Source organism: Xanthomonas sp. XNM01, from assembly GCF_014851915.1.
GTDB lineage: Bacteria > Pseudomonadota > Gammaproteobacteria > Xanthomonadales > Xanthomonadaceae > Pseudoxanthomonas.
Map to the genome: position 1 here is coordinate 735,084 of NZ_JACVAP010000001.1, position 26,614 is coordinate 761,697.

The 26,614-nt window shown below is 71.4% G+C and carries 26 protein-coding genes, 1 tRNA gene and 2 pseudogenes; 14 read left to right on the forward strand and 15 right to left on the reverse strand.

What is annotated here, in order from left to right:
• Positions 1-25: 25 nt before the first annotated feature.
• Positions 26-1,366: a xylose isomerase gene (xylA, locus tag IB242_RS03210; RefSeq protein ID WP_192275818.1), complete on the forward strand. Its 1,341-nt coding sequence runs from the start codon at positions 26-28 to the stop codon at positions 1,364-1,366.
• A 101-nt stretch (positions 1,367-1,467) separates the two neighbouring features.
• Positions 1,468-2,898, forward strand: coding sequence for a sugar porter family MFS transporter (locus IB242_RS03215; protein WP_192275820.1), 1,431 nt, complete (start codon positions 1,468-1,470; stop codon positions 2,896-2,898).
• A 158-nt stretch (positions 2,899-3,056) separates the two neighbouring features.
• Here IB242_RS03215 and IB242_RS03220 read toward each other — a convergent pair.
• Positions 3,057-3,131: transfer RNA gene (locus IB242_RS03220), tRNA-Glu, on the reverse strand.
• 92 nt (positions 3,132-3,223) lie between these two features.
• Between IB242_RS03220 and pcnB the strand changes: the two genes are divergently transcribed.
• The 6 genes from pcnB to pgi all read left to right on the forward strand — a co-directional run bounded on the left by pcnB (position 3,224) and on the right by pgi (position 8,818).
• Complete coding sequence (gene pcnB / locus IB242_RS03225) at positions 3,224-4,567, forward strand: polynucleotide adenylyltransferase PcnB (RefSeq protein ID WP_192277669.1); 1,344 nt, start codon at positions 3,224-3,226, stop codon at positions 4,565-4,567.
• A complete protein-coding gene (gene folK, locus IB242_RS03230) occupies positions 4,564-5,073 on the forward strand; it encodes a 2-amino-4-hydroxy-6-hydroxymethyldihydropteridine diphosphokinase (protein WP_192275822.1) in 510 nt (169 codons plus the stop codon). The genes pcnB and folK overlap by 4 nt, the downstream gene beginning before the upstream one ends.
• Positions 5,074-5,108: 35 nt before the next feature.
• Complete coding sequence (panB, locus tag IB242_RS03235; RefSeq protein WP_192275824.1) at positions 5,109-5,924, forward strand: 3-methyl-2-oxobutanoate hydroxymethyltransferase; 816 nt, start codon at positions 5,109-5,111, stop codon at positions 5,922-5,924.
• 23 nt (positions 5,925-5,947) lie between these two features.
• Entirely contained in the window at positions 5,948-6,790 is an 843-nt protein-coding gene (gene panC, locus IB242_RS03240) for a pantoate--beta-alanine ligase (RefSeq protein ID WP_192275826.1), read from the forward strand.
• A gap of 136 nt (positions 6,791-6,926) precedes the next feature.
• Positions 6,927-7,307 carry an aspartate 1-decarboxylase gene (gene panD, locus IB242_RS03245; RefSeq protein ID WP_192275828.1) on the forward strand — a complete coding sequence of 127 codons (381 nt, stop codon included), beginning with the start codon at positions 6,927-6,929 and terminating at the stop codon, positions 7,305-7,307.
• Positions 7,307-8,818: a glucose-6-phosphate isomerase gene (gene pgi, locus IB242_RS03250; RefSeq protein WP_192275830.1), complete on the forward strand. Its 1,512-nt coding sequence runs from the start codon at positions 7,307-7,309 to the stop codon at positions 8,816-8,818. Before panD ends, pgi begins: the two co-directional genes overlap by 1 nt.
• 414 nt (positions 8,819-9,232) lie before the next feature.
• Here the strand turns inward: pgi and IB242_RS03255 are convergent, their stop codons facing one another.
• The 8 genes from IB242_RS03255 to IB242_RS03290 form a co-directional block, all read right to left on the reverse strand.
• Positions 9,233-9,853, reverse strand: a complete 621-nt coding sequence (locus IB242_RS03255; protein WP_192275832.1) for a hypothetical protein — start codon at positions 9,851-9,853, stop codon at positions 9,233-9,235.
• Positions 9,850-10,497, reverse strand: a complete 648-nt coding sequence (locus tag IB242_RS03260) for a hypothetical protein (RefSeq protein ID WP_225539978.1) — start codon at positions 10,495-10,497, stop codon at positions 9,850-9,852. Before IB242_RS03260 ends, IB242_RS03255 begins: the two co-directional genes overlap by 4 nt.
• A 2-nt stretch (positions 10,498-10,499) precedes the next feature.
• The gene (locus IB242_RS03265; RefSeq protein ID WP_192275834.1) at positions 10,500-11,252 is read right to left on the reverse strand and encodes a PhnD/SsuA/transferrin family substrate-binding protein; all 753 of its coding nucleotides are present in this window, start codon (positions 11,250-11,252) and stop codon (positions 10,500-10,502) included.
• The gene (locus tag IB242_RS03270) at positions 11,249-11,749 is read right to left on the reverse strand and encodes a PAS domain-containing protein (protein WP_192275836.1); all 501 of its coding nucleotides are present in this window, start codon (positions 11,747-11,749) and stop codon (positions 11,249-11,251) included. The genes IB242_RS03265 and IB242_RS03270 overlap by 4 nt, the downstream gene beginning before the upstream one ends.
• An 8-nt stretch (positions 11,750-11,757) precedes the next feature.
• Positions 11,758-12,201, reverse strand: coding sequence for a roadblock/LC7 domain-containing protein (locus IB242_RS03275; RefSeq protein ID WP_225539980.1), 444 nt, complete (start codon positions 12,199-12,201; stop codon positions 11,758-11,760).
• Positions 12,202-12,273: 72 nt separating this feature from the next.
• Complete coding sequence (locus IB242_RS03280) at positions 12,274-12,753, reverse strand: hypothetical protein (protein ID WP_192275838.1); 480 nt, start codon at positions 12,751-12,753, stop codon at positions 12,274-12,276.
• The gene (locus IB242_RS03285) at positions 12,753-13,916 is read right to left on the reverse strand and encodes an endonuclease/exonuclease/phosphatase family protein (protein ID WP_225540170.1); all 1,164 of its coding nucleotides are present in this window, start codon (positions 13,914-13,916) and stop codon (positions 12,753-12,755) included. Before IB242_RS03285 ends, IB242_RS03280 begins: the two co-directional genes overlap by 1 nt.
• 99 nt (positions 13,917-14,015) lie before the next feature.
• Positions 14,016-14,759 (reverse strand): arginyltransferase, encoded by a 744-nt coding sequence (locus tag IB242_RS03290; RefSeq protein WP_192275842.1) that lies wholly within the window; start codon positions 14,757-14,759, stop codon positions 14,016-14,018.
• Positions 14,760-14,936: 177 nt separating this feature from the next.
• Here IB242_RS03290 and IB242_RS03295 point away from each other — a divergent pair.
• Positions 14,937-15,434: pseudogene (locus IB242_RS03295) on the forward strand (calcium-binding protein); the annotation flags it as partial.
• 128 nt (positions 15,435-15,562) lie between these two features.
• Positions 15,563-15,644 (forward strand): annotated as a pseudogene (locus tag IB242_RS20790) (hypothetical protein); the annotation flags it as partial.
• Positions 15,645-15,800: 156 nt separating this feature from the next.
• On the opposite strand, the gene IB242_RS03300 reads toward IB242_RS20790, so the two are convergent.
• The 3 genes from IB242_RS03300 to IB242_RS03310 all read right to left on the reverse strand — a co-directional run bounded on the left by IB242_RS03300 (position 15,801) and on the right by IB242_RS03310 (position 17,951).
• On the reverse strand, positions 15,801-16,316 hold the full coding sequence (locus IB242_RS03300) for a hypothetical protein (protein WP_192275844.1): 516 nt from the start codon (positions 16,314-16,316) through the stop codon (positions 15,801-15,803).
• A gap of 71 nt (positions 16,317-16,387) precedes the next feature.
• Positions 16,388-17,299, reverse strand: coding sequence for an acyl-CoA thioesterase II (gene tesB, locus IB242_RS03305; RefSeq protein ID WP_192275846.1), 912 nt, complete (start codon positions 17,297-17,299; stop codon positions 16,388-16,390).
• 76 nt (positions 17,300-17,375) lie between these two features.
• Entirely contained in the window at positions 17,376-17,951 is a 576-nt protein-coding gene (locus IB242_RS03310; protein WP_192275848.1) for an N-acetylmuramoyl-L-alanine amidase, read from the reverse strand.
• Positions 17,952-17,975: 24 nt separating this feature from the next.
• Between IB242_RS03310 and IB242_RS03315 the strand changes: the two genes are divergently transcribed.
• The 4 genes from IB242_RS03315 to rlmKL all read left to right on the forward strand — a co-directional run bounded on the left by IB242_RS03315 (position 17,976) and on the right by rlmKL (position 23,211).
• Positions 17,976-18,473, forward strand: coding sequence for an MOSC domain-containing protein (locus IB242_RS03315; RefSeq protein ID WP_192275850.1), 498 nt, complete (start codon positions 17,976-17,978; stop codon positions 18,471-18,473).
• Complete coding sequence (locus IB242_RS03320; protein ID WP_192275853.1) at positions 18,470-19,000, forward strand: hypothetical protein; 531 nt, start codon at positions 18,470-18,472, stop codon at positions 18,998-19,000. The genes IB242_RS03315 and IB242_RS03320 overlap by 4 nt, the downstream gene beginning before the upstream one ends.
• Before the next feature lie 221 nt (positions 19,001-19,221).
• Positions 19,222-20,835, forward strand: coding sequence for an ATP-binding cassette domain-containing protein (locus IB242_RS03325; RefSeq protein ID WP_192275855.1), 1,614 nt, complete (start codon positions 19,222-19,224; stop codon positions 20,833-20,835).
• Between the two features lie 168 nt (positions 20,836-21,003).
• The gene (rlmKL, locus tag IB242_RS03330; protein ID WP_192275857.1) at positions 21,004-23,211 is read left to right on the forward strand and encodes a bifunctional 23S rRNA (guanine(2069)-N(7))-methyltransferase RlmK/23S rRNA (guanine(2445)-N(2))-methyltransferase RlmL; all 2,208 of its coding nucleotides are present in this window, start codon (positions 21,004-21,006) and stop codon (positions 23,209-23,211) included.
• A 375-nt stretch (positions 23,212-23,586) separates the two neighbouring features.
• Here rlmKL and IB242_RS03335 read toward each other — a convergent pair whose 3' ends face one another.
• The 3 genes from IB242_RS03335 to IB242_RS03345 all read right to left on the reverse strand — a co-directional run bounded on the left by IB242_RS03335 (position 23,587) and on the right by IB242_RS03345 (position 26,603).
• Complete coding sequence (locus IB242_RS03335; protein WP_192275859.1) at positions 23,587-24,438, reverse strand: chemotaxis protein CheX; 852 nt, start codon at positions 24,436-24,438, stop codon at positions 23,587-23,589.
• A 35-nt stretch (positions 24,439-24,473) separates the two neighbouring features.
• Complete coding sequence (locus tag IB242_RS03340) at positions 24,474-24,842, reverse strand: response regulator (RefSeq protein WP_192275861.1); 369 nt, start codon at positions 24,840-24,842, stop codon at positions 24,474-24,476.
• 474 nt (positions 24,843-25,316) lie between these two features.
• A complete protein-coding gene (locus IB242_RS03345) occupies positions 25,317-26,603 on the reverse strand; it encodes a DUF445 family protein (protein WP_225539985.1) in 1,287 nt (428 codons plus the stop codon).
• Between the last annotated feature and the right edge of the window lie 11 nt (positions 26,604-26,614).

The following is a 26,614-nucleotide window of genomic DNA, read 5'->3' on the forward strand; positions in this document are numbered from 1 at the left end:
TCACGTCACCAGAGAGACAGACAGCATGAGCAACGTATTGATTGGCGCCAAAGAGTATTACCCCGGCATCGGCCGGATCGCGTACGAAGGCCTCGGGTCGGACAACCCGCTGGCGTTCAAGCATTACGACGCCAAGAAGATCATCGGCGGCAAGACCATGGCCGAGCACCTGCGCTTCGCGGTGTGCTACTGGCACAGCTTCTGCGGCAACGGCGCCGACCCGTTCGGCCCGGGCACCCGCGCCTATGGCTGGGACGCCGGCACCGGCAGCGCGCTGGAGCGGGCCGAGGCCAAGCTCGATGCGGCCTTCGAGTTCTTCACCAAGCTCGGCGTGCCGTACTGGTGCTTCCACGACGTGGACCTGTCGCCGGACGCCGACGACATCGGCACCTACGAGAAGAACCTCAAGCACATGGTCGCGCTGGCCAAGCAGAAGCAGCAGGCTTCGGGCATGCAGCTGCTGTGGGGCACGGCCAACCTGTTCAGCCACCCGCGCTACATGAACGGCGCCTCGACCAACCCGGACTTCGCGGTGGTCGCGCGCGCCGCGGTGCAGGTCAAGGCGGCGATCGACGCGACGGTGGAGCTGGGCGGCGGCAACTACGTGTTCTGGGGCGGCCGCGAAGGCTACGCGACCCTGCACAACACCCAGATGAAGCGCGAGCAGGACAACATGGCGCGCTTCCTGACCGCCGCGCGCGACTACGCCCGCAGTATCGGCTTCACCGGCAACTTCCTGATCGAGCCCAAGCCGATGGAGCCGATGAAGCACCAGTACGACTTCGACAGCGCCACCTGCGTGGGCTTCCTGCGGTCGCACGGCCTGGACAAGGACTTCAAGCTCAACATCGAGGCCAACCACGCCACGCTGTCGGGCCACACCTTCGAGCACGACCTGCAGGTGGCCTCGGACGCGGGCATGCTGGGCAGCATCGACGCCAACCGCGGCAACGCGCAGAACGGCTGGGACACCGACCAGTTCCCGTCGGACCTGTACGACACGGTGGGCGCGATGCTGGTGGTGCTGCGTCAGGGCGGCCTGCAGCCGGGCGGCCTGAACTTCGACGCCAAGGTGCGTCGCGAGTCCTCGGACCCGCAGGACCTGTTCCTGGCCCACATCGGCGGCATGGACGCGTTCGCGCGCGGCCTGGAAGTGGCGCATGCGCTGCTGGAAAAGTCGCCGTGGGAGCGGTGGCGCGCCGAGCGCTACGCCAGCTTCGACGCCGGCGACGGCAAGGCCTTCGCCGACGGCAAGCTGGGCCTGGCCGACCTGCATGCGATCGCCAGCAAGTCCGGCGAACCGAAGCAGACCTCGGGCCGCCAGGAGCAGTACGAGAACCTGCTCAACCAGTACCTGCTGCGTTGAGGCTGTTCGTCCGGGACATTGTCCCGGACAATGCAGGAAAGCGCGTGCCGGTCCTGCGGGGCCGGCACTGGGGAAGCACGACACCAACCTAAGGTCCCGACATGAGCAGTCCATCCATCGCCGGCGGCAGTGCGGCGCAAGGCGCCGAGAACACCGGCTTCATCATCCTGATCAGCTGCGTCGCCACCATCGGCGGCTTCCTGTTCGGCTTCGACAGTGGCGTCATCAACGGCACCGTCGACGGCCTGCAGCAGGCGTTCAATTCGAGCAAGGCCGCGCTGGGCTTCGAGGTCGCCTCGATGCTGCTGGGCTGCGCGATCGGCGCGTTCTTCGCCGGCCGCCTGGCCGACCGCTGGGGTCGGCGCAGCGTGCTGATCATCTCGGCGGTGATGTTCCTGCTGTCGGCGATCGGCTCGGGTGCGGCGACCAGTTCGCTGGTCTTCATCGCCGCGCGCGTGCTCGGTGGTTTCGCGGTGGGCGCGGCCAGCGTGATGTCGCCGGCCTACATCGCCGAGGTCGCGCCGGCCCGCTACCGCGGCCGCCTGGCCACGGTGCAGCAGATCGCGATCATCTCCGGCCTGTTCGCCGCCTTCCTCAGCAACTACCTGCTGGCCAGGACCGCAGGCGCCTCGACCGAGGAACTGTGGATGGGCGCGCCGGCCTGGCGCTGGATGTTCTGGATGATGGCCTTCCCGTCGGTGCTGTTCCTGGTGCTGCTGCTGGTGATCCCGGAAAGCCCTCGCTACCTGGTGGTCAAGCGTCGCAAGGACGAGGCCCTGGCGGTGCTGAGCCGGCTGTACGGTCCGGCGCAGGCGCAGGTCACGCTGGGCGAGATCGAGGCCTCGCTGTCGGCCGACCAGCACCGTCCGCGTCTGTCCGACCTGATCAACAAGGCCACCGGCAAGATCCGTCCGATCGTCTGGGTCGGCGTCGGCCTGGCCGCGTTCCAGCAGCTGGTCGGCATCAACGTGGTGTTCTACTACGGCGCGGTGCTGTGGCAGGCGGTCGGCTTCTCCGAGAACGACGCGCTGCTGATCAACGTGCTGTCGGGCGGCCTGAGCATCGGCGCCTGCCTGATCACCGTGGTCCTGATCGACAAGGTCGGCCGCAAGCCGCTGCTGTGGGTCGGCTCGGTCGGCATGGCGATCTCGCTGGCGCTGGTGACCTGGGCGTTCGCCAGCGGCTCGCTGGTCGACGGCCACCTGCAGCTGGCCGATGGCATGGGCACCCTGGCGCTGGTCGCGGCCAACGTCTACGTGGTGTTCTTCAACATGTCCTGGGGGCCGGTGATGTGGGTGATGCTGGGCGAGATGTTCCCGAACCAGATCCGCGGCTCCGGCCTGGCGGTGGCCGGTGCGGTGCAGTGGACGTCCAACTTCGCCATCACCATGAGCTTCCCGGTGCTGCTGGCCGGCATCGGCCTGGCCGGCGCCTACAGCATCTACATGGTGGCGGCCTTCATCTCGGTGTTCTTCGTGCTGAAGTTCGTGCACGAGACCAAGGGCAAGGCCCTGGAGCAGATGGAAGGCTGAGCGTGATGCGCCGGGCCGCCCGCCGGGGCGGGCCGGTGGTTCCTGCGGGACCGGCCCGGTGCCGGTCCTGACAGGAGGGCGGGGAGCCCCCGTAGCGATGATTGCAGGCAACAAAAAACCCCGCTTGCGCGGGGTTTTTCTGTTCTCACCGCACCGGATGGCGCTCCCTAGGGGACTCGAACCCCTGTTTTAGCCTTGAGAGGGCCACGTCCTAACCACTAGACGAAGGGAGCGTTGATGGTGGTGCCGGTGTGAGCGCGCTAGTATAGTCGCGGTTTTCCCGGACCGCAATCGGTCCGATGCATTCGTTCACGGAAGTACGCCTATCAATCCGCTCAGCTCCCCGCAGCCCGTCCTTCGCGCCATCCCGCGAGAAGACCATGTCATCTCGCGCAAGGACATCAGCCCGAACGCCCTGCGCGTGCTCTACCGCCTGCGCGAGGCCGGTTTCGGTGCCTACCTGGTCGGAGGCGCGGTCCGCGACCTGCTGCTCGGCAAGCACCCCAAGGACTTCGACGTGGCCACCGACGCCACGCCCGAGCAGGTCAAGCAGCTGTTCCGCAACTGCCGCCTGATCGGCCGCCGCTTCCGGCTGGCGCACGTGGTGTTCGGCCGCGAGATCATCGAGGTCGCCACCTTCCGCGCCAACAGCGACGACGGCAGCGGCGACCGCGAGCTCGAGGATGGCCGCCTGGTCCGCGACAACGTCTACGGCACGATCGAGGACGACGCGGTCCGCCGCGACTTCACCGCCAATGCGCTGTACTACGCGATCGAGGACTTCTCGGTGCGCGACTACACCGGCGGCTACGAGGACGTGCAGGCGCGGGTGATGCGCCTGATCGGCGATCCCGAGACCCGCTACCGCGAGGACCCGGTGCGCATGCTGCGCGCGGTGCGCCTGGCGGCCAAGCTGGACTTCACCATCGAACCGGCCACCGCCGCGCCGATCGGCCCGCTGGCATCGCTGCTGGGCGAGGCCGCCCCGGCACGGCTGTTCGAGGAGATGCTCAAGCTGTTCCTGTCCGGGCATGCGGTCGCCAGCTTCGAAGGCCTGGAGCGGCACGGCCTGCTCGGTGCGCTGCTGCCGGAAACGGCCGCGGCGCTGCGCAGCAACCGCACCGGCGCGCTGCGGCGGATGCTGGTCGCCGGGCTGGCCAGCACCGATGCGCGCGTGGCCAACGACGAGCCGGTGTCGCCGGCGTTCCTGTTCGCGCTGCTGCTGTGGCCGGCCTATTGCCGGGCCCTGGCCGGGCTGCAGGCGCAGGGCATGCAGCCGGAGGAGGCGCAGCGTCGCGCGGCCGACCGGGTGACCATGCACCAGGTGCAGACGATCGCGCTGCCCAAGCGCTTCTCGCTGCCGATGCAGGAGATCTGGCTGCTGCAGGGGCGCTTCGCCTCGCGCCAGCGCAAGCGCGTGTTCCGCCTGCTGGCCCATCCGCGCTTCCGCGCTGCGTTCGATTTCCTGGTGCTGCGGCACACCGCCACCGACGGCCATGGCGCCGACGTCGCTTTCTGGCAGGAGGCCCAGCAGCAGTCCGGCGATGAACTGTCGGCCACGCTGCAGGGTGGGGGCGATGCCGCAGAGGCCGGTGCCGATCCGCTGGATCCGGGCCGCAAGCGTCGCCGTCGCCGCCGTCGCGCCCCTGGCGCCGCCGCCGGCGAATGACCGGCCCCGCAACGGGCGGCGCAGTGCGCGCCTGCGTCGGCCTGGGCGCGAACCTGGGCGATGCGGCTGACAGCGTGCGTGCCGCCGCCGCAGCGCTGGACGCGCTGCCGCGGACGCGGCTGCTGGCGCTCTCGCGGCTGTACCGCACCCCGGCCTGGGGCCGCGAGGACCAGCCCGACTTCATCAACGCCGCCGCCTGCGTGGAAACCACGCTGGCGCCGTCGGCCCTGCTGCAGGCCCTGCTGGAGATCGAACTGGCCTTCGGCCGGCAGCGCGATCCCGGCGACCGCTGGGGGCCGCGCACCCTCGACCTCGACCTGCTGCTGTACGGCGACCAGGTGCTGGACCTGCCGGGGCTCGAGGTCCCGCATCCGCGCCTGCACGAGCGCGCCTTCGCGCTGGTGCCGCTGGCGGAGATCGCCGCCGATGCGGTCGTTCCGGGGCATGGAACGGTGCATGACGTACTCGGGCGCATCGAAACCGGCGCGATCGTGCCGTTAGGGTAGATAATGGCCGGCTTATCGCCCCGGGTAATCAGCTGATGAGCGTGCATGCCGAACAGAAACCGTTGACCGTGCCGGCGCTGGCGCAGGCCAAGCGCGAGGGCCGGCGGCTGGTGATGCTCACCGCGTACGACGCCGGCTTCGCCCGCACCCTGGACCGCAACGGCGTCGACCTGATCCTGGTCGGCGACTCGCTGGGCATGGTGGTGCAGGGCCATGGCTCGACCCTGCCGGTGACCGTGGCCGACATGGCCTACCACACCGCCTGCGTGGCCCGTCCGCTGCAGACCGCGCTGCTGGTCAGCGACCTGCCGTTCCAGGCCGATGCCACGCCCGAGCGCGCGCTGGAAGCCTCGGTCGCGCTGCTGCAGGCCGGCGCGCAGATGGTCAAGATCGAAGGCGCCGGATCCAAGCTCGAGGTGATCCGCTTCTTGACCGGGCGCGACATCCCGGTCTGTTCGCACCTGGGCCTGACCCCGCAGTCGGTGCTCGCCCTGGGCGGTTACCGCGTGCAGGGCCGCGAGGACGCGGCTGCCGAAAAGCTGATCGCCGACGCGAAGGCCGTGGCCGAGGCCGGGGCGACCCTGATCGTGCTCGAGTGCATGCCGAGTGGCCTGGCCCAGCGGATCACCGCCGCGGTGCCGGTGCCGACCATCGGCATCGGTGCCGGCCCGCACTGCGACGGCCAGGTGCTGGTGCTGCACGACCTGCTGGGCCTGGACAGCGGCCATCGCCGTCCCCGCTTCGTCAAGGATTTCCTGGCCGAAGGCGGCTCGGTCGCGGGCGCCGTGCGCGCCTACGCCGACGCCGTGCGCGACGGCAGCTTCCCCGACGCCGACCACGCCTACGCCTGAGCCATCGCCAGGAGCGAGCGCACATGATCGAAACCATCACCGAACTCGATGCCCTGCGCGAACGCGTGCGCGGCTGGAAGCGCGACGGGCTGCGGGTCGGCTTCGTTCCGACCATGGGCAACCTGCACGCCGGCCATTACTCGCTGGTGATGCTGGCCCGCCAGTACGCCGACCGGGTGGTCTCCAGCGTGTTCGTCAACCCGACCCAGTTCGGGCCGAACGAGGACTTCACCCGCTATCCGCGCACGCCCGACGCCGACACCACCGGGCTGGAAGGCGCCGGCTGCGATGTACTGTGGCTGCCGACGGTCGAATCGATGTACCCGTTCGGCATCGAGCTGGCCGCCAACGTGCACGTGCCCGGCGTCAGCAGCGTGCTGGAGGGCGAGTGCCGCCCGGGCCACTTCGACGGCGTGTGCACCGTGGTCAGCCGCCTGTTCAACCAGGTGGTCCCGGATGTCGCCGCGTTCGGCAAGAAGGACTACCAGCAGCTGGCGGTGATCCGGCAGATGGTCCGCGATCTGCATTTCCCGGTGGAGATCCTCGGCGGCGGCATCGTCCGCGAGACCGACGGCCTGGCGATGAGCTCGCGCAACCAGTACCTCGGTGCCGAGGATCGGCCGCGCGCGGCCACCATCCATCGCGTGCTGCGCGCCATGCGCCAGGACCACCAGGACGGCGCCCCGCGTGCGCAGGTCGAATCCGCCGCGGCCGACGCGCTGGCCACGGCCGGCTTCGTCGTCGATTACGCCGCGCTGAGACGGCCGGACCTGAGCGAGCCGGTGGACGGCGAGGCCGGTCCGCGCGTGGCCCTGATCGCCGCACGCCTGGGCACGACCCGGCTGATCGACAACATCGAGTTCTGATCCGTCACGGCGCCACGCCGGCGGACCGCCGGTGCGCCGCGCCATGGACCGGCGCACCCTGCGGCCAGTCGCCGCAGCCCGAACCCGCACGCGCCCGCGCGCGTTGCTACCATCCGCTGCAAGAGTTGAACGCACCATGCACCTGACCCTGCTCAAGACCAAGATCCACCGCGCCACCGTCACCCATTCGGAACTGAACTACGAAGGGTCGGTCGCGATCGACGGGCTGCTGCTCGATGCCACCGGCATCCGCGAGTTCGAGCAGGTGCACGTGTGGGACGTCACCAACGGTGCGCGCTTCACCACCTATGCACTGCGCGCCGACGAGGGCAGCGGCATCATCTCGCTCAACGGCGGCGCCGCGCGCCACGTGCAGGTCGGCGACTTGGTGATCATCGCCGCGTTCGCCTCGATGGACGAGGCCGCCGCCGACGCCTTCCAGCCGACCCTGGTGTACGTGGACGGCGACAACCGCATCACCCATACCAACCACTCGATCCCCAAGCAGGCAGCCTGATGACACAGACCGGTTTCGACACGCTGACGTCCCACGCCGCGCGGTTGCGCGAAACCGGTATTCCCCATCTGCTCGCCAGCGAGCCGGGCCGCGTCGACGCGCACGCGTTGCGGGTCGGCCCGCTGTACGCCAACTTCGCCCGCCAGCGCTATGACGCGCAGGCCTGGCAGGCGCTGCTGGCGCTGGGCGCGCAGCGCGATCTGGCCGGCGCGTTCGCACGGCTGGCCGGCGGCGAGACGGTCAACGTGACCGAGGGCCGCGCCGCGCTGCACACCGCGCTGCGCGGCGAGCTGTCGCAGACCGCGGCCGCACGCGAGGCCTACGCCACCGCCGCACCGGTGCGTGAGCGCATGGCGGCACTGGTCGCCGCGCTGGAAGCCAGCGACGTCACCGACATCGTCAGCGTCGGCATCGGCGGTTCCGACCTGGGCCCGCGCCTGGTCGCCGACGCACTGCGCGGGCCGCTGCCGGGCCGCTTCCGCGTGCACTTCATCTCCAACGTCGATGGCGCCGCCGCGCAGCGCACGCTGGCGCCGCTGGACCCGAAGCGCACCGCGGCGATCTTCATCTCCAAGACCTTCGGCACCCAGGAAACCCTGCTCAACGGCACGATCGTGCGCGACTGGCTGGGTGGCAGCGAACGCATCTATGCGGTCAGCGCCAATCCCGAGCGCGCTGCGGCCAGCTTCGACATCGCCGCCGAGCGCGTGCTGCCGATGTGGGACTGGGTCGGCGGCCGCTATTCGCTGTGGTCGGCGGTCGGCTTTCCGATCGCGCTGGCGATCGGTGTCGAGCGCTTCGAACAGCTGCTGGCCGGTGCCGCGCAGTTCGACCGGCACGCGCTGGAGGCGCCGCTGGAGGCGAACCTGGCGGTGCGCCATGGCCTGACCGCGATCTGGAACCGCAACGCGCTGGGCCTGGCCTCGCATGCGGTGATGACCTACGACCAGCGCCTGGCGCTGCTGCCGGCCTACCTGCAGCAGCTGGTGATGGAGAGCCTGGGCAAGCGCGTGCGCCTGGACGGCAGCGACGTCGGCGTCGATACCGTGCCGGTGTGGTGGGGCGGAGCGGGCACCGACGTGCAGCACAGCTTCTTCCAGGCCCTGCATCAGGGCACCGGCATCGTGCCGGCCGACTTCATCGGCACCGTGCGCAACGACGATCCGTACGCGGACAACCACCAGGCGCTGATGGCCAACCTGCTGGCGCAGACCGAAGCGCTGGCCAACGGCCAGGCCAGCGACGATCCGCACCGTGCGTATCCGGGGGGCCGTCCGAGCACGACGATCCTGCTCGACGCGCTGACCCCGCAGTCGCTGGGTGCGCTGCTGGCGATGTACGAGCACAGCGTCTACGTGCAGTCGGTGGTCTGGGGCATCAACGCCTTCGACCAGTTCGGCGTCGAGCTGGGCAAGCAGGTCGCCAGCCAGCTGCTGCCGGCGCTGCGCGGCGAGTCGCCGGCCAGCGACCCGGTCACCGCCGCGCTGATCGCGCAGCTGCGCACCGGCTGAGCCGCGGCGCGCGGGATGTCGCGCACGCCAGCAGATGGCGCGCGCGGAGCGTCCCGGTGATGTCCGGGCATGCCGGATGGCGCACGTAGTGGCGGGCACACGCGGCGGTACATCGGGCGGATTTCCGTGACGCCCCCGCTCGCTTTTGAAACACCGAACGCCGGGCTTGCCCGGCGTTTTTCGTTGGTGACGATACCGATTCCCCTGGAAACGTGACCGGGCGTAGCGCGCCTGTTTCCGGGGCAAAACGTCACGTGTTGCCGCATGCGCTGGCGCAGGCAGCAGCCACGGCGGTGTCGCGCCAGCAGTCCGGACGCTGCCACGCGGCAGGCGCATCGCGCGAGGCAGGTCAGCCGTGGGGCAGTATTCCGTCGCGACGCCTGTCCGTCCGGGACGCGGCGCCATCGGCGCCACTCAGATCGGTGCGGCGAAGCGCGCGCCCGCCAGGCGAATGCTCCACAGCAGTTCGATCATCGCCAGGTTGTTGAGCAGCGGCTCGCCGGCCAGGATCAGCCAGTAGCCGCTGCCGTCCACCCAGAACGGCACGAACGACCAGTCCGGCAGCAGCAGGTTGGAATCGCCGAAGAACGAGACATGGCGTGCACCCTCCCAGCCGCGCGCACGCTGGCGCTCGGCGAAGCTGGCGTAGTCGGCCGCGGCCGCGCTGAGCGTCTCGGCCAGTTCCTGCGACAGCCCCGACTGGCCCAGGCAGAACCCGCTGTCGGAGGCGAGCACCGCACGGCGTTCGCCGGACAGCGGTGCGATCACGTGCTGGGCGAAATCGTCGAGCCGCACATCCGGTGCAGGCACCTCGCGGCGCAGGGTCTGGATCCACTGCCGCTCGCGCAGCTGTTCGAGCATCCGCCCGGAATGGTCGTGGCGCTGGCGCCAGTCGGCGACCGGCAGCGCGTGCGGGCCGGACAGCAGCGCCTGCATCGCCCGCTGCATCGGCGTCGGCTCGCTGGAGGAGAACGCGTGCAGCGCGCCTTCCGGCGTCGGCAGCAGCCAGGTCTGGTCGTGCGGGGTGTCGCTCATGGATTCCATCCGGCGGTCGCGGAAGCGGGGGCGGCATCGGTCTTCTGGCGGCTGCCGTGCATGCTGTGTCCCTCCAGCCAGGCCGCGACGCGCGCCCAGCGGTCGCCCAATGCGATCTCGTGCCGGCGCAGGTCGCGCGTGGCCAGCATGAAGGCCAGCTTGTCCTGGCAGGAAATGCAGTGGTCGAGGAAGTCGCCCTCGATCTTCGGCGCCAGCATCGGATCGCCGTCGAGCAGCGCGGCGACCACCGTCGCCGCCATGCGCCGGGAATGGTCGGGGCTTGCGCGGCGCATGCGGGCGGGGACATCGGAGGAGGGGTGCGCGAACACGCTCCAGCGGGTGGCCAGCGGCGTGATCGCCGGCAGGCCATGGCCCTGCGCGTTGCGCGCGAACGCATCGGCCATGTACGGATGCAGGCGCGCACCGGCCAGCTGCAGCGCGGCCTGGCGCATCGCGGTTTCCGCGCGTGGCAGGGCGACGAACAGGTCGGCCAGGGCTCCCTGGACCGGCTCCACGTCGCCCAGCTGCAGCGCCGCATGGATCCTGGCCAGATGCGCGCCCGGATCCTGTGGTGCGCGCAGCACCGCACCGGTGCGGGCGCGGAACGCGCGGCGCGCGTTCAACGGGTCCTGTGTGGTCGGCATGGTCAGTCCAGCAGGGTGTCCATCAGGTCGATCATGAAGTCGGCATCCTCCTGCGACATCGCCTCGAAGCCCTGCGGCAGGCCCAGCGCTTCCAGCACGTCAAGGTCGTTGCCGCTGCCCGGCCGGATGCCGAGCAGCGCGGCCTCGAGCGCGGGCAGGTCGCCGGCCACGCGCGGGTGCGCGAGCAGCACGTGGCTGATGTCGCGCAGCTGGCTTTCGACCAGCACCTTCATCCGCTCGCGGGTGATCCGCGCCAGCGCATGGAAGGCGGTGGCGAGGAAGAACCCGGCCTCGACCTGCCCATTGAGGGTCAGCCTGGCCGTGCTCTGGTAGCTGGTGGTCGGCATCCAGCGGATGTCGGCCTCGGCCAGGTCGGCCGGTTCCAGCAGGCGCAGGCCGATCAGCTTGACGTCGCGGTTGTCGGTCAGCGCGATGCGGCAGCCCGGCGCGAGGTCCTCGACGCAGCCCAGCGACGAGCCGGCGGCGGTGGCGATGACCATCTCGTTGGAATGCCCGCGTGGCCGGGCGAACGGCAGATAGCCGCGGTCGCGGATCAGCGCGCTGGCATCGAACGGGTTGGCGTAGATCAGGTCGACGCTGCCGGCCTCGAGCATCGCGGCCTGTTCGTCGGCGCTTGCCGGCATCAGCAGGTGCAGGCGCAGCCCCGAGCGCTGCTGCAGCGCGGTGCTGAGCATGTACCAGCCGGGAAAGTGTTCGGGGGCGAAGTCGGGGGCGACCAGGATGTTCAGGGTCATGCGCCGGCCTCGGCTTCGGCGTCCAGCCATTGCCGGTACAGCGGCAGCAGCGCCTCGATGCGCCGGCGCGAGGGCTTGCGCCGCACCGAGCTGTAGCCGACGACCTTGCCGTCGCGCACGTTCGGCAGCGCGGTCGCGTAGACCCAGTAGCAGGCGCCGTCCCTGCGCAGGTTCTTGACGTAGCCGTTCCACTTGCGCCCGGCCTGCAGCGTCTCCCACAGGTCCTTGAACGCGGCCCTGGGCATGTCCGGATGCCGGAGGATGCTGTGCGGCGCGCCGATCAGCTCTTCGCGGGAGTAGCCGCTGAGCTCGACGAAGGCATCGTTGGCATGGGTGATCACGCCGGCGAGGTCGGTGCGCGACACGATCAGGCGCCCGTCCGGATACGGTACCTCGCGGTCGCACCAGTACACGGTGCGCTGGCGGCCGTCGTGCAGGGCCAGCGTGGCGCTGCGGTGCGCCTCGGCTGGCGGCGTCATGTCGGTGAGTGCGGACATCGGCGCGTTCAGACGATGCGGCTCAGCGCCTGGGAGGCGCGCTTGATGTCCAGGAAGGCCAGGCCGAGTTTCACCTCGGCCTTGGTCAGCACGGTCAGCACCGCCTCGTCGCCGGCGGCGGTCATGATGACGTAACCGTGTTCGCCTTGAATGAGCACGCGCTCCAGCCGGCCGCGCCCGAGTTCGCGCGCGGTGCGCTCGCCCAGCGAGAGCAGGGCGGCGGACATCGCGCCGATCCTGTCCTCGTCCATGCCGGACGGCATCTCCGCGTCGATCAACAGGCCGTCGATCGAGATCAGTGCGGAAGCCTCGATGTCCGCGCTCGAGGCGTTGAGTCCCTGGAGTGCCTGGCGGATCTGCTGGGCGCGTTGTGAGATGGCGATCGGGATGGCGTTCATGGCGCGATTGCAGCACGCCCGATCCGCGCATTGTTTGATCTGGATCAATCGCATCCGGCGCCCGCCGTGCCTGTCCAGCGACGCGCGCCGCGGCCGTCACGCGGCGGCGCGGCGACGGCGTCGGTCTCAGCCGTGGCGCCCCGGAGCGCGGGGCTGGCACAGCCAGGCCAGCAGCGTGCCGGCGACGAACGCCGGTGCGCTCTGACCGGCGATGCCGAGGGTGCTGGCATCCGCTGGCAGCGTGCCGAGCGCCCGCAGCAGGGCGGCGTTGGCGAACATCGCCAGCAGGCCGATCGCCGGCCAGCTCTGCCAGCGCCACAGCGCGGGACGCCACCAGCCCGCGCAGGCGCCGGCGAGAAAGGCTGCCGGCGCGGTGGCGGGCAGGGCGTGGCCGATGATCGCGCCGGGCATCGCGGCCAGTGCCGCGCTGAGCGTCACGAACCATGGGCCGTCGCCGGTCAGCAGCAGGCTGGCCGATTCCAGCAGCCACAGGATCAGGCCGGCGACAGGCGGCATGCCCAGTGCGAACGCGCCGCCGAACAGCAGCGCGGAGCGCCAGCGTGGCGTCGCGCCGGGCAGCGGCGGTGGCACCGGGCGGCCAGGCATCAGGGCTGCAGGTCGACCCAGACCAGGCGGTGGTCGCTGCCTTCGGTGATCGCCGCGTGCGCGGTGTCGGCGGCGGGCCAGAACACGCCGCTGCCGGCCAGGGCGAAGCCGGTGGACGGCAGCACGTAGTCCAGGCGCATCGCGCCGGTGCGCGGTCCGAAGTCGCCGGTCACGTGCGCAGGCGCGCCGCGGCGTTCCATTCCCTTGGCCGCATAGGCGCGCGCGACCTGCTCGCCGCCCACCGAGGTCGGCGTCGGCATCCGCATCACCCGCGGGTGTTCGAGCAGCTCGACGATGGCCTCGTGCCGTCCATCGCCGTCGACCGGGTCGTTGTTGAGGTCGCCGGCGATGACGAAGCGCGCATCGGCCGCCAGGCCGCCGCAGCGTCCGGCGTCGTCGCACAGCCACGGCCTGGCCCCCGGCGAGAGGTACTCGCTCCACAGCCGGATCTCGTCGGCGTTGCGTGCGCCGTTGCGATCCTCCGGGCCGTCGAACACCGGCGGGGTCGGGTGCGAGACCAGGAAATGCAGGGTGCCGTGCGGCGTGGTCACCGGCACGTCCCAGTGCGATTTGGAGGACAGCCGCAGCTGCGCCCAGATCGCGTCCTCGTGCCAGAACCGGCCGGTGGCCGGATCGACCGGGCGCCGCGCGTCGGGCATCGCCGACCAGCGCAGCAGCTGGAAACTGCGCACCGTGGCCGTGTCGATCGGCCAGCGCGAGAGCACCAGCATGCCGTACTGGCCCGGGTGCAGGCCGTAGCCCCAGGCGTCGTTGCCGCGGTCGCGACCTTCGCCGCCGACCGTGCCGTTGCGGTCCAGGTCCAGGCCGCTGGGCACGCCGGTGTTGACCGGTGCGAGATAGCGGTACGGGTAATGCAGAGGCGCGCCGCCGGCCTGCGTGCGTTCCAGGTAGTCGCGCTGGAACAGGTCGGCGGCACGTCCGTCGGCGTCGTAATCGAACTCGTTGAGCAGGACCAGGTCCGGCCGCACCTGCTGCAGCACCGCGGCGATGTTGCGTGCGCCGGCGTCGCCGGCCTGCAGACGCTGGATCAACCCGCCGGCAGCGTCGTCGTACAGCGAGGTGTTGTAGGTGGCGACGCGGATCGTGGTCCGGTCAGAAGCAGCGGCCGACGCCGTCGGGGGCGTGCTGCAGGCGGTGGTCATGGCGGCGATGGCCGCGGCGAACAGGGAAACGAGCAGGCGGATAGGCATCGCATCATTCTGCCATGGCGTCGATGACCGGCCGGCTGCAACGCGCCGCGCTCAGTCGAAACGGCGCCAGTGGCGGCCGTTGAACGCCTCCAGCGGATGGAAGCGGCGCTTGTAGTCCATCTTGCCGTGACCATCGATCCAGTACCCCAGGTACAGGTGCGGCAGGCCCTCGCGCCTGGCCCATTCGATCTGCTGCAGGATGCCCAGCGTGCCCAGCCCGCGCGCGGCCTGGTCCGGATCGAAGAAGGTGTAGACCGCCGACAACCCATGCGGCACACGGTCGGTGACGGCCACGCCCAGCAGCGCGCCGGGCGCGCCATCGGCGGCGGTGGTGCGCATTTCCATGAAGCGCGTGTCCGACCAGCTGCCGACCAGGAACTGGTCGAACTCGGCCGGGCCATGGTCGTCCATGCCGCCGTCGCGGTGGCGCGCCTGCAGGTAGCGGCGATACAGCGCGAAGTGCTCGGCGCTGCGATGCGCCCTCACGATCCGCACCTGCACGTCGGTGTTGCGTGCGGCGCAGCGCCGCTGGCTGCGGTCGGGCCTGAAGTCCTGCACGGGGATGCGCACCGCCACGCAGGCGCGGCACTGCGCGCAGTGCGGCCGGTAGACCAGATCGCCGGAGCGGCGGAAGCCCCAGTCCAGCGCCTGCGCGTACATGGTGGCCAGGCGCGGATCGCGCGGATCGAGCACCAGGTCGCGTGCCTCGCGTTCGGGCCAGTAGCCACACGGATGGCTGCCGGTCTGGAACAGGCGCAGTTCGTCGTTGCCGGAGGTGGAGGAGTCGGTGCCCATCGTCGTGTCGTGACCGCAGGCGCCAGCATAGAACGAGCGCGGTGGTGACGGCGCACCGGCTGCCGCGTTGCCCGGCTGCCCGCTGAACCGGCGCGGCGCGGCGTCAACGGTGTCGACGGGCCGGCGTTTGTCTCCTGCAAGTGGCCGCACCGCGCCACAGCCCATGGAGATGCACCGATGAAGTCACCGACCCTGATCGTCCTGGCCGTGCTGGCCATCGCCTCTGCCGGCACCGTGCTGGCCGCCCCGCAGGACGGGGCCACGCCGGAACGCAGGACCCTCGATGCCAACGGCGATGGCGTCGTCGACCGCGCCGAGGCCGCCGCATCGCCGCGCCTGGCCGCGCGCTTCGACAGCCTCGACCGCAACGGCGACGGCCGCCTGGACAAGGATGAACTGCGGCAGGGACGCGACCGTGGTCACCGCGGCCGCGAGGGCCACGCGCGCCTGCAGGCCCTGGATGCCGACAAGGATGGCCGGATCAGCCGCGCCGAAGCCGCGGCCGATCCCGCATTCGCCGCGCGTTTCGAGCGGATGGACCTGAACGGCGATGGCTTCATCGACCGCGCCGACCGCGAACTGGCAGCGGCCCAGCGTCGCGATGCCTGGTTCAAGGCCGCCGATACCAATGGCGATGGCATGCTGAGCCGGGCCGAGTTCGACGCCGCCGACCGGATGCACGCGGGACGCCATGGACACCGGCATGGCCCGCACGCGACGCGCGGCGACCGGATGGCCACGCTGGACAAGGATGGCGATGGCCGCATCAGCCGCGCCGAGGCGGCCGACAGCCCGCTGGCCGCACGCTTCGACAGCCTGGATGCGAACAAGGACGGCTTCCTGGACCGCGACGAGCTGAAAGCCGCGCGCCCGCAGCGCCGCTGATCGACGCCGGGACTGGAGAGTGGCGGCTGCACCCGCTCCGGTGCAGTCGCCGCCTGCGTTCAACCAGAACCTGTCTGGGTCGCCTGCATGACGCGCATCGCCGCAGGCGCCAGCTCGGTATGCCGCGGATCCTGCGGCGCCGGCCGGGCGCGCGGTTCAGGGCGACGGTGCGGGCGGCGGTGTCGGGATCCGCACGCGGATCTCCTCTTCGCCCTGGTCCTGTTCCTGCACCGGGGGCGTGGCAGGCTGGGCCTGCTGCGGCACCTGTGGCGCAGGCTGCGGATGACGGCCCAGCCAGATGTAGACGGCCACACCGGCGATCACCACCAGCAGGCCGATCCGCAGCCGCCAGGCCCAGCGGTTGCCGCTGGATTCGTACGGCGAGACCAGCGTCTCGGTCGCGGCCGGGCGCTGCCCGGAATAGCTGCGCGTGGTCGCCAGCAGCCCGGCCTCGCGCAGCAGTTCGCGCGCGCGCATCTGGTCTTCGGGATCGCGGATCCACACCGCCGGCTGCTGCTTGGTCGAGACCGGCTCGGCATAGCTGAACTGGCCGCGGCGGCGGCTGTGGTACGAGCGCGGCTGGCTGATGTGGACGCCGATGCCGGCCTCCTCGAGCAGGCGGGCCACGCCCTCGACGGTTTCCAGGCGCTGGCTGGAGAAGATCTGGCGCATCGGTCAGCTCCGGGGGACACGGGCCGGCGCGCGCATCGGCAGATGCGGGCCGGTGATCGGGAACAGGGTGCTCATTCCTTCGCCGGCACCGCGCGTGCGCTGTCGGCGTCGGGCACCACACGGATCAGGCCTTCCTGCGCGGTGCTGGCCACCAGCCGGCCCTGGCGGTCGAAGATCTGGCCGCGGGCCAGGCCGCGTGCGCCCTGGCTGCTGGGGCTGTCGAGCGAGTACAGCAGCCAGTCGTCGGCACGGAACGGGCGGTGGAACCACAGCGCATGGTCGAGCGAGGCCATCTGCACGTTCGGCGTGTAGTAGCTCACCCCGTGCGGGAAGGTGGCGGTGCCCAGCAGGTGGAAATCCGAGGCATAGGCCAGCAGGGCCTGGTGCTGCGCCTGCGGGATCTCGCCGACCGGCTCGCGCAGCCGGAACCAGACCTGCTGGTAGGGCGGGCGCTTGGGCGGGTTGAGCTCGTCGCGCGGATACACGTGGCGGAACTCGAACGGGCCGCCGCGGGCCAGCCAGCGCTGCACCTTGGTCGGCAGCGTGGCCATCACGTCGGCCGGTACCGGCGGCGCCGGCGCGATGTCCTCGGGTCGCGGCACCTCGGGCATCGTCAACTGGTGCTCGGCGGCGGTCTCGTCCTGCTGGAACGAGGCGGCGCAGAAGAAGATCACCTTGCCATGCTGGATCGCGGTGACCCGGCGCACGGAAAAGCTGCCGCCGTCGCGGGTGCGGTCCACGTCGTAGACGATCGGATGCTCGATGTCGCCGGCGCGCAGGAAGTAGGCGTGCAGCGAATGCGCATGGCGGCCGTTCTCGATCGTCGCCTGCGCCGCCGCCAGGGCCTGGCCCAGCACCTGTCCGCCGAACACGTAGCGGGTGCCGATGTCGCGGCTTTCGCCGCGGAACAGGTTGTCCTCCAGCCGCTCCAGCGCCAGCAGGTCGATCAACTCAGAAACAACGGGGCCGAGGGCGGGGGACACGGGCGGACCGGAAGGCTGGGGAAGGGCGCGATTATAGCGGCCTGGCCCGGTGCTCCCCGCGGCATGGTGACGGCCTTCAGTCCGGGATCAGCCGCTGCAGCGGCACACGCTCCAGCACCGCGGGCCAGGGAAAGCGCGGACCGGGATCGCGCTTGCGCGGCACCTGCATGCCGGGGTCGTCGCTGGCCGGCACCTGCTCGCGGTCCAGGTCCTCGTGCCCGGCGATCCAGCGCAGCGCGGGCAGGCGTGCGCACAGCGCCTGCAGCAGCCCGACCAGTGCGTCGATCTGCGCATCCGGATAGGCCTCGTCCATCGCCTGGCAGCGCGAATCCAGCCAGTCCGGCCAGCGTCCGGTGTTGACCAGTTCGATCCCCAGCGAACGGGGGTTCCAGCCGCGCACGTGGTGGGCGACCCGCTCCAGTGGCGCATAGGCTTCGATCCGGCCGTCGCGGTCGACGTAGTAGTGGCCGCTATTGCCGGTGCCGCCTGGATACAGCACACGCTCGCCGTACGCGCGCGCGGTGGCCAGGTCGGGCAGCTCGGTGCAGTGGATCACGACCAGATCGATCTGTGCCGTCGCCCGTGCGTCGAGCAGCGACGCATACGGCAACGGTGCGTCGATGACGGGGGGAAAGGCAGGCAGGACGGACATCCGCGGATGCTAGCATCCGTGCCCATGCACCCACGCCCCGACAGCCCGCTTGGCCAGCTGATGGCCGCGCTTCCCCGTTCCGGCAAGGTCGAATGGATCGGCCTGCGTCCGGCCCGCGACACGCCGATGGTCGAGGTCGATGCGGTCGAGGCCGTCACCGGCGCGGGCCTGGTCGGCGACCGCTACCGCGGCAGCAACGGCAAGCGCGGCGTGACCCTGATCCAGGCCGAGCACCTGCCGGTGATCGCCGCGCTCGCCGGCCATGCGCAGGTCGCGCCGGCGGCGCTGCGGCGCAACCTGGTGGTGTCGGGAATTCCGCTGGTCGCGCTGAAAGGGCGCCGTTTCCGGATCGGCGGGGTGGTGCTGGAAGGCATCGCGCCCTGCGATCCGTGCTCGCGCATGGAGGAGGTGCTGGGCGAGGGCGGCTACAACGCGATGCGCGGCCACGGCGGCCTGTGCGCCCGCATCGTCGCCGGCGGCATGCTGCGCGTGGGCGACGGGGTGGAGGCGGAACGGGCATGACCGCGCGCGGACACTGCATCCTGTCGCACGGATTCGAAAGCGGCCCCGACGCGACCAAGGTCACCGCGCTGGCCGAGGTGGCGCAGCGCCTGGGCTGGACCCACGAGCGCCCGGATTACACCGACCTCGATGCGCGCCACACGGTCAGCCGGGTCGGCGACGTGCCGGCGCGGCTGCAGCGCCTGGTCGACATTGCCACCGCCGCGGCCGCACGCGGGCCGGTGGTGCTGGCCGGCTCCAGCCTGGGCTCGTACATCTCGGCCATCGCCTCGCTGCAGGTGCCGGTCCGTGGCCTGTTCCTGATGGTGCCGCCGATCACGATGGGGCCGATGCCGGCACTGGATGCCGCCGCCGTGCCGACCACGGTCATGCACGCCTGGCACGACGAGATCATCCCGGCCGCCCAGGTCGTCGCCTGGGCGCAGGCGCGTTCGGCCCGGCTGCTGATGGTGGACGACACGCATCGGCTGAACCGCCACGTCGCCGCCAGCGCACAGGCCTTCGCGCAGCTGCTGGAAGCGCTGTAGCGCCATCACCCGCGCCGCAGCCGCGGCAGTGGCGCTGCGCGCGTGCTGTCCACAGGTGACTGCCCGCGTTCAGTCACCGCCGCGCGCGCTGGCGTAGCATGCGCGCCTGACCTTCCGGGAGCATGCGTCCGATGCGCCAGTAATGCCGCCGTCACCGACGGCTCTTGATCTCCGCCGCCGCGATGGCAGGCCGGAGCCCATGGCATTGCACTGGAGCGCAGATGACGCAGCCGCTGCTGACGCTGGAAGGCGTCACCCGGATCCTGCCGGATGGCCGGATCCTGTTTTCCGATCTCGATGAACGCTTCGACCGGCGCGCTACCGGGCTGGTCGGGCGCAACGGCGTGGGCAAGAGCGTGCTCGCGCGGATCCTGGCGGGGCACGAGGCGCCCACGTCCGGACGCTGCCGGCGCGCAGGCACGATCCACTATCTGCCGCAGCAGGTCGCGCCGGCGCCGGGCGACACCGTGGCCGACCTGGCCGGCATCGCACCGGCGCTTGAGGCGCTGGCGCGGATCGAGGCCGGCAGCAGCGATCCGTCCGATTTCGAACGGGTCGGCGAGCGCTGGACGCTTCGTGCCGAACTCGACGCCGCGCTGCAAGCGCAGGGGCTGCCGGCATTCGATCCGGCGACGCCGGCCGACCGCCTCAGTGGCGGGCAGGCGATGCGGGTGGCGCTGGCCGGCGCCTGGTTGTCCGATGCGGACCTGCTGATCCTGGACGAACCGGGCAACCATCTCGATCTGCCGGCGCGGCAGCGGCTGCTCGCACGCCTGCGCGACTGGCCGCGCGGCCTGCTGCTGGTCAGCCACGACCGCGCGCTGCTGCGTGCGATGCAGCGCATCGTCGAACTCACGCCCGAGGGGCTGCGCAGCCATGGTGATGGCTACGATGCGTGGCTGGCCAGCCGCGAACAGGACGCGGCCGCGGCCGGACGCGCGCTGGAGCAGGCGCGTGCGGCCCGCGACCGCGAGCGCCGCGCGCTGGTGGAGCAGCACGAGCGCGAGCAGCGGCGCCAGGCCCGCGGCCGGCGCGAACGCGGCGATGCCAACCAGGCCCCGATCCTGCTCGACCGTCAGCAGCAGCGCAGCGAGCGTTCCGCCGGACGCCGCAGCCTGCTGCGCGAGCGTGTCGGTGCGTCGGCCGAGCAGCGCGTGCGCGAGGCGGCGGCGCGGGTCGACGACGACACGGCGATCGCGATGTTCGCGCCGCTGCCGCCCGCGGCGGCACAGCGCTGCGTGGCCGAACTCGACCAGGTGCGCCTGCCGCATGCGCCGCCCGCGCAGGCGCCGCTGTCGCTGCGGATCGGCGGCACCCGCCGGATCGGTGTGACCGGCGGCAACGGGCTCGGCAAGTCGACCCTGCTGCGGGTGCTGGCCGGGCAATGGCCGCCGGCAAGGGGCGGTTGCCGCAGGCATGGGCCGGTGGCCCTGCTCGACCAGGCGCTGTCGCTGCTGCGGCCTGACGCGACCGTACTGGACCAGCTGATCGAGGCCGCGCCCGATGCCGATGTGGCCGGGCTGCGCACGCGGCTGGCGCTGCTCGGCCTGGATGCGGCGCGGGTCGCGGTGCCGGTCGCGGCGCTCAGCGGCGGCGAACGGCTCAAGGCCGCGCTGGCCTGCGTGCTGTACGCGGCACTGCCGCCGTCGCTGCTGCTGCTGGACGAGCCGGACAATCATCTGGACCTGGCATCGCGCGAGGCGCTGGAGCGGATGCTGTCCGGCTATCCCGGGGCGCTGGTCGTGGTGTCGCATGACCGGGAGTTCCTCGACCGCCTGCGGCTGGACACGCGCCTGGACGTCGCGCCGGAGGGCTGGCAGGTCTCGTCCTGGTAGGGAGCGCCAGCCCGGCGGTGGGATCGCCGTCGTGTCCGCGGGCTGGCAATGCCCGCCGCGATGGCCGACCATGTCCGCCCTTTCCCGCGCCCGTGCCGGTGGCCTTCACGCCGCCGCACGCCGTGCCGTCCCGGTCGCCCCGGGCCACCATCTGCGAGTGCCGCCGCCGTGAAGTTCTTCGTCTCCTGCGCCAAGGGCCTGGAATACCTGCTTGCCGACGAGCTGCAGGCGCTGGGCGTGGCCCGCGCCACCGCCGCCGTGTCCGGCGTCAACGCCGAGGGCGAGCTGGTCGACGCGCAGCGGGCGGTGCTGTGGTCGCGCCTGGCCAGCCGGGTGCTGTGGCCGCTGGGCAGCTTCGACTGTCCTGACGAAACCGCCCTGTATGAAGGCGTGCTGGCGCTGCCGTGGACCGACCACCTCGCGCCCGGCCACACCGTCGCGGTGGACGCGCATGTGTCCGGCGACACCATCACCCATGCGCGTTATGCCGCGCAGCGGATCAAGGACGCGGTGGTCGACCACGTGCGCGCGCAGGGCCAGGAACGGCCGTCGGTTGATGTCGAGGCGCCGGACCTGCGCCTGAACCTGTCGCTGCGCAAGGGCAGGGCGACGATCTCGGTCGATCTGGGCGGCGGCTCGCTGCACCGGCGCGGCTGGCGCGGTGCGCAGCACGATGCGCCGCTGAAGGAACCGCTGGCCGCGGCGGTGCTGCTGCGCGGCCAGTGGCCGACGCTGTACGCCGAGGGCGGTGGCCTGCTCGACCCGATGTGCGGCAGCGGCACGCTGCTGATCGAAGGCGCGCTGATGGCGGCCGACGTCGCGCCCGGCCTCGGCCGGCTCGACATCGCGATCGACGACGAAGGCGGTGCGGCGACGGCCTCCACCGCCGCCAATCCGTGGGGACGCCCGGTCGTGGCGACCCCGTCGCGCTGGCGCGGTTTCGATGTCGCCGCCTGGCAGGACATGGTCACCGACGCGCAGCGGCGCGGCCGCAGCGGCCTGAACGCGCTCAGGCCGGTGTTCTTCGGCAGCGACCTGGACCCGCAGGCGGTCCGCGCGGCCCAGGCCAACGCGGCGGCCGCCGGCGTGGTCACCGCGATCCGCTTCGAGGCCGCCGATATCGCCACGCTGTCCGCACCCGGCCCGGCGCGTGGCCTGGCGGTCTGCAACCCGCCGTACGACCAGCGCCTGGCTGCCGACCCGGCGCTGTACCGGCGCATGGGCGATGCACTGCGGAAGGCGGTGCCGGAATGGCGCGCCAGCCTGCTGTGCGGCGATGCCGAACTGGCCTATGCCACCGGCCTGCGTGCGGCGAAGAAGTACCAGCTGTTCAACGGTGCGCTGGAGTGCGCGTTGATCGTCTGCGATCCGGTCGCGCCGCCGCAGCGGGCGCAGGACAGCACCGCACCGGTGCTGACCGAAGGCGCACAGATGGTCGCCAACCGCCTGCGCAAGAACCTGCAGAAGCTGAAGAAGTGGCGCGCCCGCGAGCAGATCGAGTGCTTCCGCGCCTACGACGCCGACCTGCCCGAATACGCCGCGGCGATCGACGTCTACCAGGAAGCCGAAGGCGCGCGTCGCGTGTTCCTGCACGTGCAGGAGTACGCCGCGCCTGCCGCGATCCCCGAGGCCGACGTGCGCCGCCGCCGCAACGAACTGCTGGCCGCGGCGCGCGAGGTGTTCGCGGTGCCGACCGCACAGATCGCACTGAAGACCCGCGAGCGCGGCAAGGGCGGCAGCAAGTACGGCCGCTTCGACCGCCACGGCGAGGTCTTCCACGTGCGCGAGCACGGCGCGCTGCTCGGCGTGAACCTGTTCGACTATCTCGACACCGGCCTGTTCCTCGACCACCGCCCGCTGCGTGGCCGGATGGCGCGCGAGGCCGCCGGCAAGCGCTTCCTCAACCTGTTCTGCTACACCGGCGTGGCCAGCGTGCAGGCCGCGGTGGCCGGCGCCGCACAGACCACCAGCGTCGATCTGTCTGCGACCTACCTGCAATGGTGCGCCGACAACCTGTCCGCGAACGGTCTGGGCGGCGACCGGCATCGTCTGGTCCAGGCCGATGCGCTGGCCTGGCTGGAAGCCGAGCGCTCGCGCTTCGAGGTGATCTTCTGCGACCCGCCGACGTTCTCGAACTCGGCCCGTGCCGATGATTTCGACGTGCAGCGCGAACACGTGCGCCTGCTGCAGGCCGCGGTGAACCGGCTCACGCCCGACGGCGTGCTGTATTTCTCGAACAACTTCCGCCGCTTCCGCCTGGACGAGGAGGCGATCGCCGCGTTCGCGACCTGCGAGGAGATCAGCCCGGCGACGATCGACCCGGATTTCGAGCGCAACGCACGCATCCATCGTGCCTGGCGGCTGCAGCGCAGGTAACGGCACGCCCTGGTGCCGCGATCGGCGCCTGATCGTGGCGGCCACCCGGCGGGGCATGGCCGACGCCGCGTCTTGCGGTGGGTGCCCCGGTCGGGGCGTACGTTAGCGGGAGCGCGATTGCACGGCTGGCGCCGCACCACGGCGACGGCAGGACGACCAGGTGTCGCAGCGACGGTCCGGCCTTCCGGCATGGGAGCGGATGCGACGCCAAGGGTGCGGCGAGAGACGAACATCTGCGCGCGAGCCGTTCGGCCATCGCCCCCGCGGAGGGACCTCGCGGTGGCGCCCGACCAGCGCGCCACGTCACCGATCAGGCGGCGGGTCCTGCAGGCGCATGCCGAGGCAGGCGCCATGCAGGTGGCCTTCCGCCGTGGCTCAGCGACCGACCAGCAGAGCGAACGCGCCCAGCGGCGAGTTCATCGCGATGGCCAGCGCGTTCGCGCGATCGGCGACCAGGGTGGCGGCCGGCACCGCGGTCTCCGGCGGCTGGGCCTGGTAGCGCAGGTCGTCGGGCAGTACGTTGCGCACCACGTATCCCATCAGCACGTTGACGATCTCGCCCAGGCCGTCCAGCGCCAGCGCGGGATCGCAACGCTCCGGCGGAATGCTCAGGAAGGCGCAGGTCAGCCGGTGCATGGTCGGCTCGTCGCAGGCCAGGCCGATGAACATCGGCTGGTCGCCTTCGATGCGGACGTGCGCGGTGGCATCGAGTCCGGCGAAGCCGGCGTCGCTGTCGATCAGGCCGGCCGCCTGGCAATGGCTGCCGAGCATGCGCGGGAACAACCGCGTGCACAGCCCGATCGCGCCTTCGGCCAGTTCGCCGAGCGCGTGGTCGCCGACCCCGACACTGAGTGCGTGCTGCGCCGCCTCCTGGTCCGCGCGGTGCGCGGCCAGCTCGGCTTCCAGCCGTGCCGCGTCCACATAGCCCAGCTCCAGCAGGACTTCGCCGAACAGCTTGCGGCCGGCTTTCTGCAGGGCCAGCAGGGTGCCGACCTGCTGCTCGTCCAGCAGGCCCTGTTCCAGCGCGATGTCGCCGAAGCGGCGATCGTCGATGCGCTGGCGTTCGTTGATGTGCCGGGCCTGGGTCTCGGTGAGCAGGCCCTGCTGCACCGCCAGTTCGCCGAGCAGGGGATTGGACGCACGCTGGGTTTCGATCGCGGTCAGCAGCTGCGCCGGGGTGATCACGTCACGTTCGAGCAGGAACTGGCCGAGGAATTTGACTGCCATCGATGTGCTGCCTCTTGCTGTTGCTGTGGGCGCGATCAGGCGATCGCGGCGCGCAGGACCCGGTCCATGGTGGCAGGATCGATCGGCTTCTGCAGATAGGAGCGCGCACCGGCGCGCAGGCATTCCTCGATGTCGTTCTGCGCACCGAGCGAGCTGAGGATCACGATCCGCGCCTGCGGGTCCTGCTCCAGGATCAGCGCAAGCGCGCGCTTGCCGTCGCACTCGGGCATCACCAGGTCCAGCAGCACCAGATCAGGCTCCAGCGCCTGGTAGCGCTCGACGGCCTCCAGGCCGTTGCCGGCCTCGCCGACGACGGAGAAGCCGGCTTCTTCGAGCTGACGGGTGGTCAGCATGCGCAGGGCGCGCGAATCATCGCAGAGCAGAACGGTGGGACGTGCGGACATCGACGCTCCTCGCTGGCAATCGGGCACGGAGTGGCCCTTCGATCGGTAGCGGCCGGGTGGCACGCGACTTGAGCGGCGTCCGGGTGCCGTCGCCGTTCAGGCATCGCCGTGGATGCAGCGGCTGCAGCCGGCGGCCGTGGACCCTGGCGTCCTGCGCGGGAAACGCGATGCCGGCTGCATGCGTGCTGGGCCTGGCACGCGCGAGTGCCCGCGTGCGTGCCCTGCTGGTGGCGGCAGCCGTCCCCGTGGTTGGTCGCGTCGGCAGGTCGACGGGAAGCGGCACGGTGTGACCAGCGCCACGCGTGCAGGCTCACCCGCGGAGCACCTGGGCGCCTGTGGCGCGTCGGGTGCCGCCGCCCCGGCGCGGCACCACGCCAGCCGGTCCGGCGCCGCGGGGGCGCATCCTGCATCCGCGTCCGCCGTGCGGGCGTGTCGCAGCAGCGCCGGCCTGCGCCGGTCGCGACGTGGTCGGCCTCAGCCGCCCAGCAGCACGATCACGCCGTGCAGGATCAGGCCGATCAGGCCGCCGACCAGGGTGCCGTTGAAGCGGATGTACTGCAGGTCGCGGCCGACGCTCAGTTCCAGCTGGTCGACCAGATGGCGTTCGTCCCAGCCCTTGACCGTGTTGGCGATGTGCTCGGTGACGCCACCGCGCAGGCGCGTGGACAGCTTCTCCGCGCCGGCCAGCACGTGCTGGTTGATCGCCTCGCGCAGCTCCGGATCCTCTCCCAGCGCCTGGCCCAGCCGTCCCAGCGAACGTTCCAGATGCACGGCCAGGGCGCCGTCCTCGCGCTCCAGGTCGGCACGCAGCGCGGCGTGGATCTGGTCCCACACGCCCTGCACGTAGTCCTGCACGCTGGGATGGTCGATCAGGCGCTGCTTGAGCGCCTCGACCTGGTCGGCCAGGGCCGGGTCCTCGCGCAGGCGGCGGATGTAGCCGCGCAGCCAGCGTTCGTAGTCGCGGCGCAGGGCGTGGTCGGGCTGCGACAGCACCTCGTCGAGTTCGTCCAGCAGGGCGCGGGCGATGCGCTCGGCCAGGCTGTCGGCGATGCCTTCGACCGGTTTGACCAGACCCAGCGTGCCGACCAGGCGCGGCCATTCGCGCCGCGCATGCTTGACCAGCATCACCGAGGCGCGGCGCTTGACGGTCTCGTTGTCCAGGTAGCGCGCCAGCCGCTGCAGGGCTTCGTCCAGCAGGCGCTGGTGGCGGCCGTCCCTGGTCAGCAGGCCCAGCACCTCGCCGGCGGTGCCGGCGGCGTCCCAGCCGCGCAGGCGGGCGACGACGAAGCCCTGGATCGCCTTGCGCACGGCGGCTTCGTCCAGCAGATCCAGCGCCTGCAGCGCCCAGCCACGCGCCATCTGCGCCAGCCGCTTCGACTGCGCCGGCTCGGCCAGCCACTGGCCCATGCGCGCGGCCGGATCGAACACCTCCAGCTTGGACAGCAGCGCCTTGGGCTCCAGGAACTGGTCGCGCACGAAGGCGGCCAGGCTGTCGGCGATGCGGTCCTTGCTGCGCGGGATGATCGCCGTATGCGGGAACGGCAGGCCCAGCGGATGCCGGAACAGGGCGACCACCGCGAACCAGTCGGCCAAGGCGCCGACGGTGGCCGCCTCGCAGAACGCCGACACCCAGGCCCACACACCCTGGTTGCCCATCGCGTGGCTGAGCAGGAAGCCCGCCAGCATCGCCAGCAGCATCGCCAGCGCGATGGCTTTCATGCGGCGCAGCTGGGCGGCGCGCGGATCGGGGCTCACGGACATCGAGGGCGGCA

What these genes read in the sequence shown, in the direction of transcription:
- IB242_RS03260 (WP_225539978.1), bottom strand. Translation starts at nt 10,497, where the DNA reads ATGCCGACCACACAGGACCCGTTGAACGCGCGCCGCGCGTTCCGCGCC.
- IB242_RS03310 (WP_192275848.1), bottom strand. Translation starts at nt 17,951, where the DNA reads ATGTCCGTCCTGCCTGCCTTTCCCCCCGTCATCGACGCACCGTTGCCG.
- folK (WP_192275822.1), top strand. Translation starts at nt 4,564, where the DNA reads ATGACCGGCCCCGCAACGGGCGGCGCAGTGCGCGCCTGCGTCGGCCTG.
- panC (WP_192275826.1), top strand. Translation starts at nt 5,948, where the DNA reads ATGATCGAAACCATCACCGAACTCGATGCCCTGCGCGAACGCGTGCGC.
- IB242_RS03300 (WP_192275844.1), bottom strand. Translation starts at nt 16,316, where the DNA reads ATGCGCCAGATCTTCTCCAGCCAGCGCCTGGAAACCGTCGAGGGCGTG.
- panD (WP_192275828.1), top strand. Translation starts at nt 6,927, where the DNA reads ATGCACCTGACCCTGCTCAAGACCAAGATCCACCGCGCCACCGTCACC.
- IB242_RS03315 (WP_192275850.1), top strand. Translation starts at nt 17,976, where the DNA reads ATGCACCCACGCCCCGACAGCCCGCTTGGCCAGCTGATGGCCGCGCTT.
- IB242_RS03265 (WP_192275834.1), bottom strand. Translation starts at nt 11,252, where the DNA reads ATGACCCTGAACATCCTGGTCGCCCCCGACTTCGCCCCCGAACACTTT.
- IB242_RS03285 (WP_225540170.1), bottom strand. Translation starts at nt 13,916, where the DNA reads ATGACCACCGCCTGCAGCACGCCCCCGACGGCGTCGGCCGCTGCTTCT.
- IB242_RS03320 (WP_192275853.1), top strand. Translation starts at nt 18,470, where the DNA reads ATGACCGCGCGCGGACACTGCATCCTGTCGCACGGATTCGAAAGCGGC.
- panB (WP_192275824.1), top strand. Translation starts at nt 5,109, where the DNA reads ATGAGCGTGCATGCCGAACAGAAACCGTTGACCGTGCCGGCGCTGGCG.
- xylA (WP_192275818.1), top strand. Translation starts at nt 26, where the DNA reads ATGAGCAACGTATTGATTGGCGCCAAAGAGTATTACCCCGGCATCGGC.
- IB242_RS03335 (WP_192275859.1), bottom strand. Translation starts at nt 24,438, where the DNA reads ATGGCAGTCAAATTCCTCGGCCAGTTCCTGCTCGAACGTGACGTGATC.
- IB242_RS03340 (WP_192275861.1), bottom strand. Translation starts at nt 24,842, where the DNA reads ATGTCCGCACGTCCCACCGTTCTGCTCTGCGATGATTCGCGCGCCCTG.
- IB242_RS03290 (WP_192275842.1), bottom strand. Translation starts at nt 14,759, where the DNA reads ATGGGCACCGACTCCTCCACCTCCGGCAACGACGAACTGCGCCTGTTC.
- IB242_RS03345 (WP_225539985.1), bottom strand. Translation starts at nt 26,603, where the DNA reads ATGTCCGTGAGCCCCGATCCGCGCGCCGCCCAGCTGCGCCGCATGAAA.
- IB242_RS03270 (WP_192275836.1), bottom strand. Translation starts at nt 11,749, where the DNA reads ATGTCCGCACTCACCGACATGACGCCGCCAGCCGAGGCGCACCGCAGC.
- IB242_RS03325 (WP_192275855.1), top strand. Translation starts at nt 19,222, where the DNA reads ATGACGCAGCCGCTGCTGACGCTGGAAGGCGTCACCCGGATCCTGCCG.
- IB242_RS03275 (WP_225539980.1), bottom strand. Translation starts at nt 12,201, where the DNA reads ATGCGATTGATCCAGATCAAACAATGCGCGGATCGGGCGTGCTGCAAT.
- IB242_RS03280 (WP_192275838.1), bottom strand. Translation starts at nt 12,753, where the DNA reads ATGCCTGGCCGCCCGGTGCCACCGCCGCTGCCCGGCGCGACGCCACGC.
- IB242_RS03215 (WP_192275820.1), top strand. Translation starts at nt 1,468, where the DNA reads ATGAGCAGTCCATCCATCGCCGGCGGCAGTGCGGCGCAAGGCGCCGAG.
- IB242_RS03255 (WP_192275832.1), bottom strand. Translation starts at nt 9,853, where the DNA reads ATGAGCGACACCCCGCACGACCAGACCTGGCTGCTGCCGACGCCGGAA.
- pgi (WP_192275830.1), top strand. Translation starts at nt 7,307, where the DNA reads ATGACACAGACCGGTTTCGACACGCTGACGTCCCACGCCGCGCGGTTG.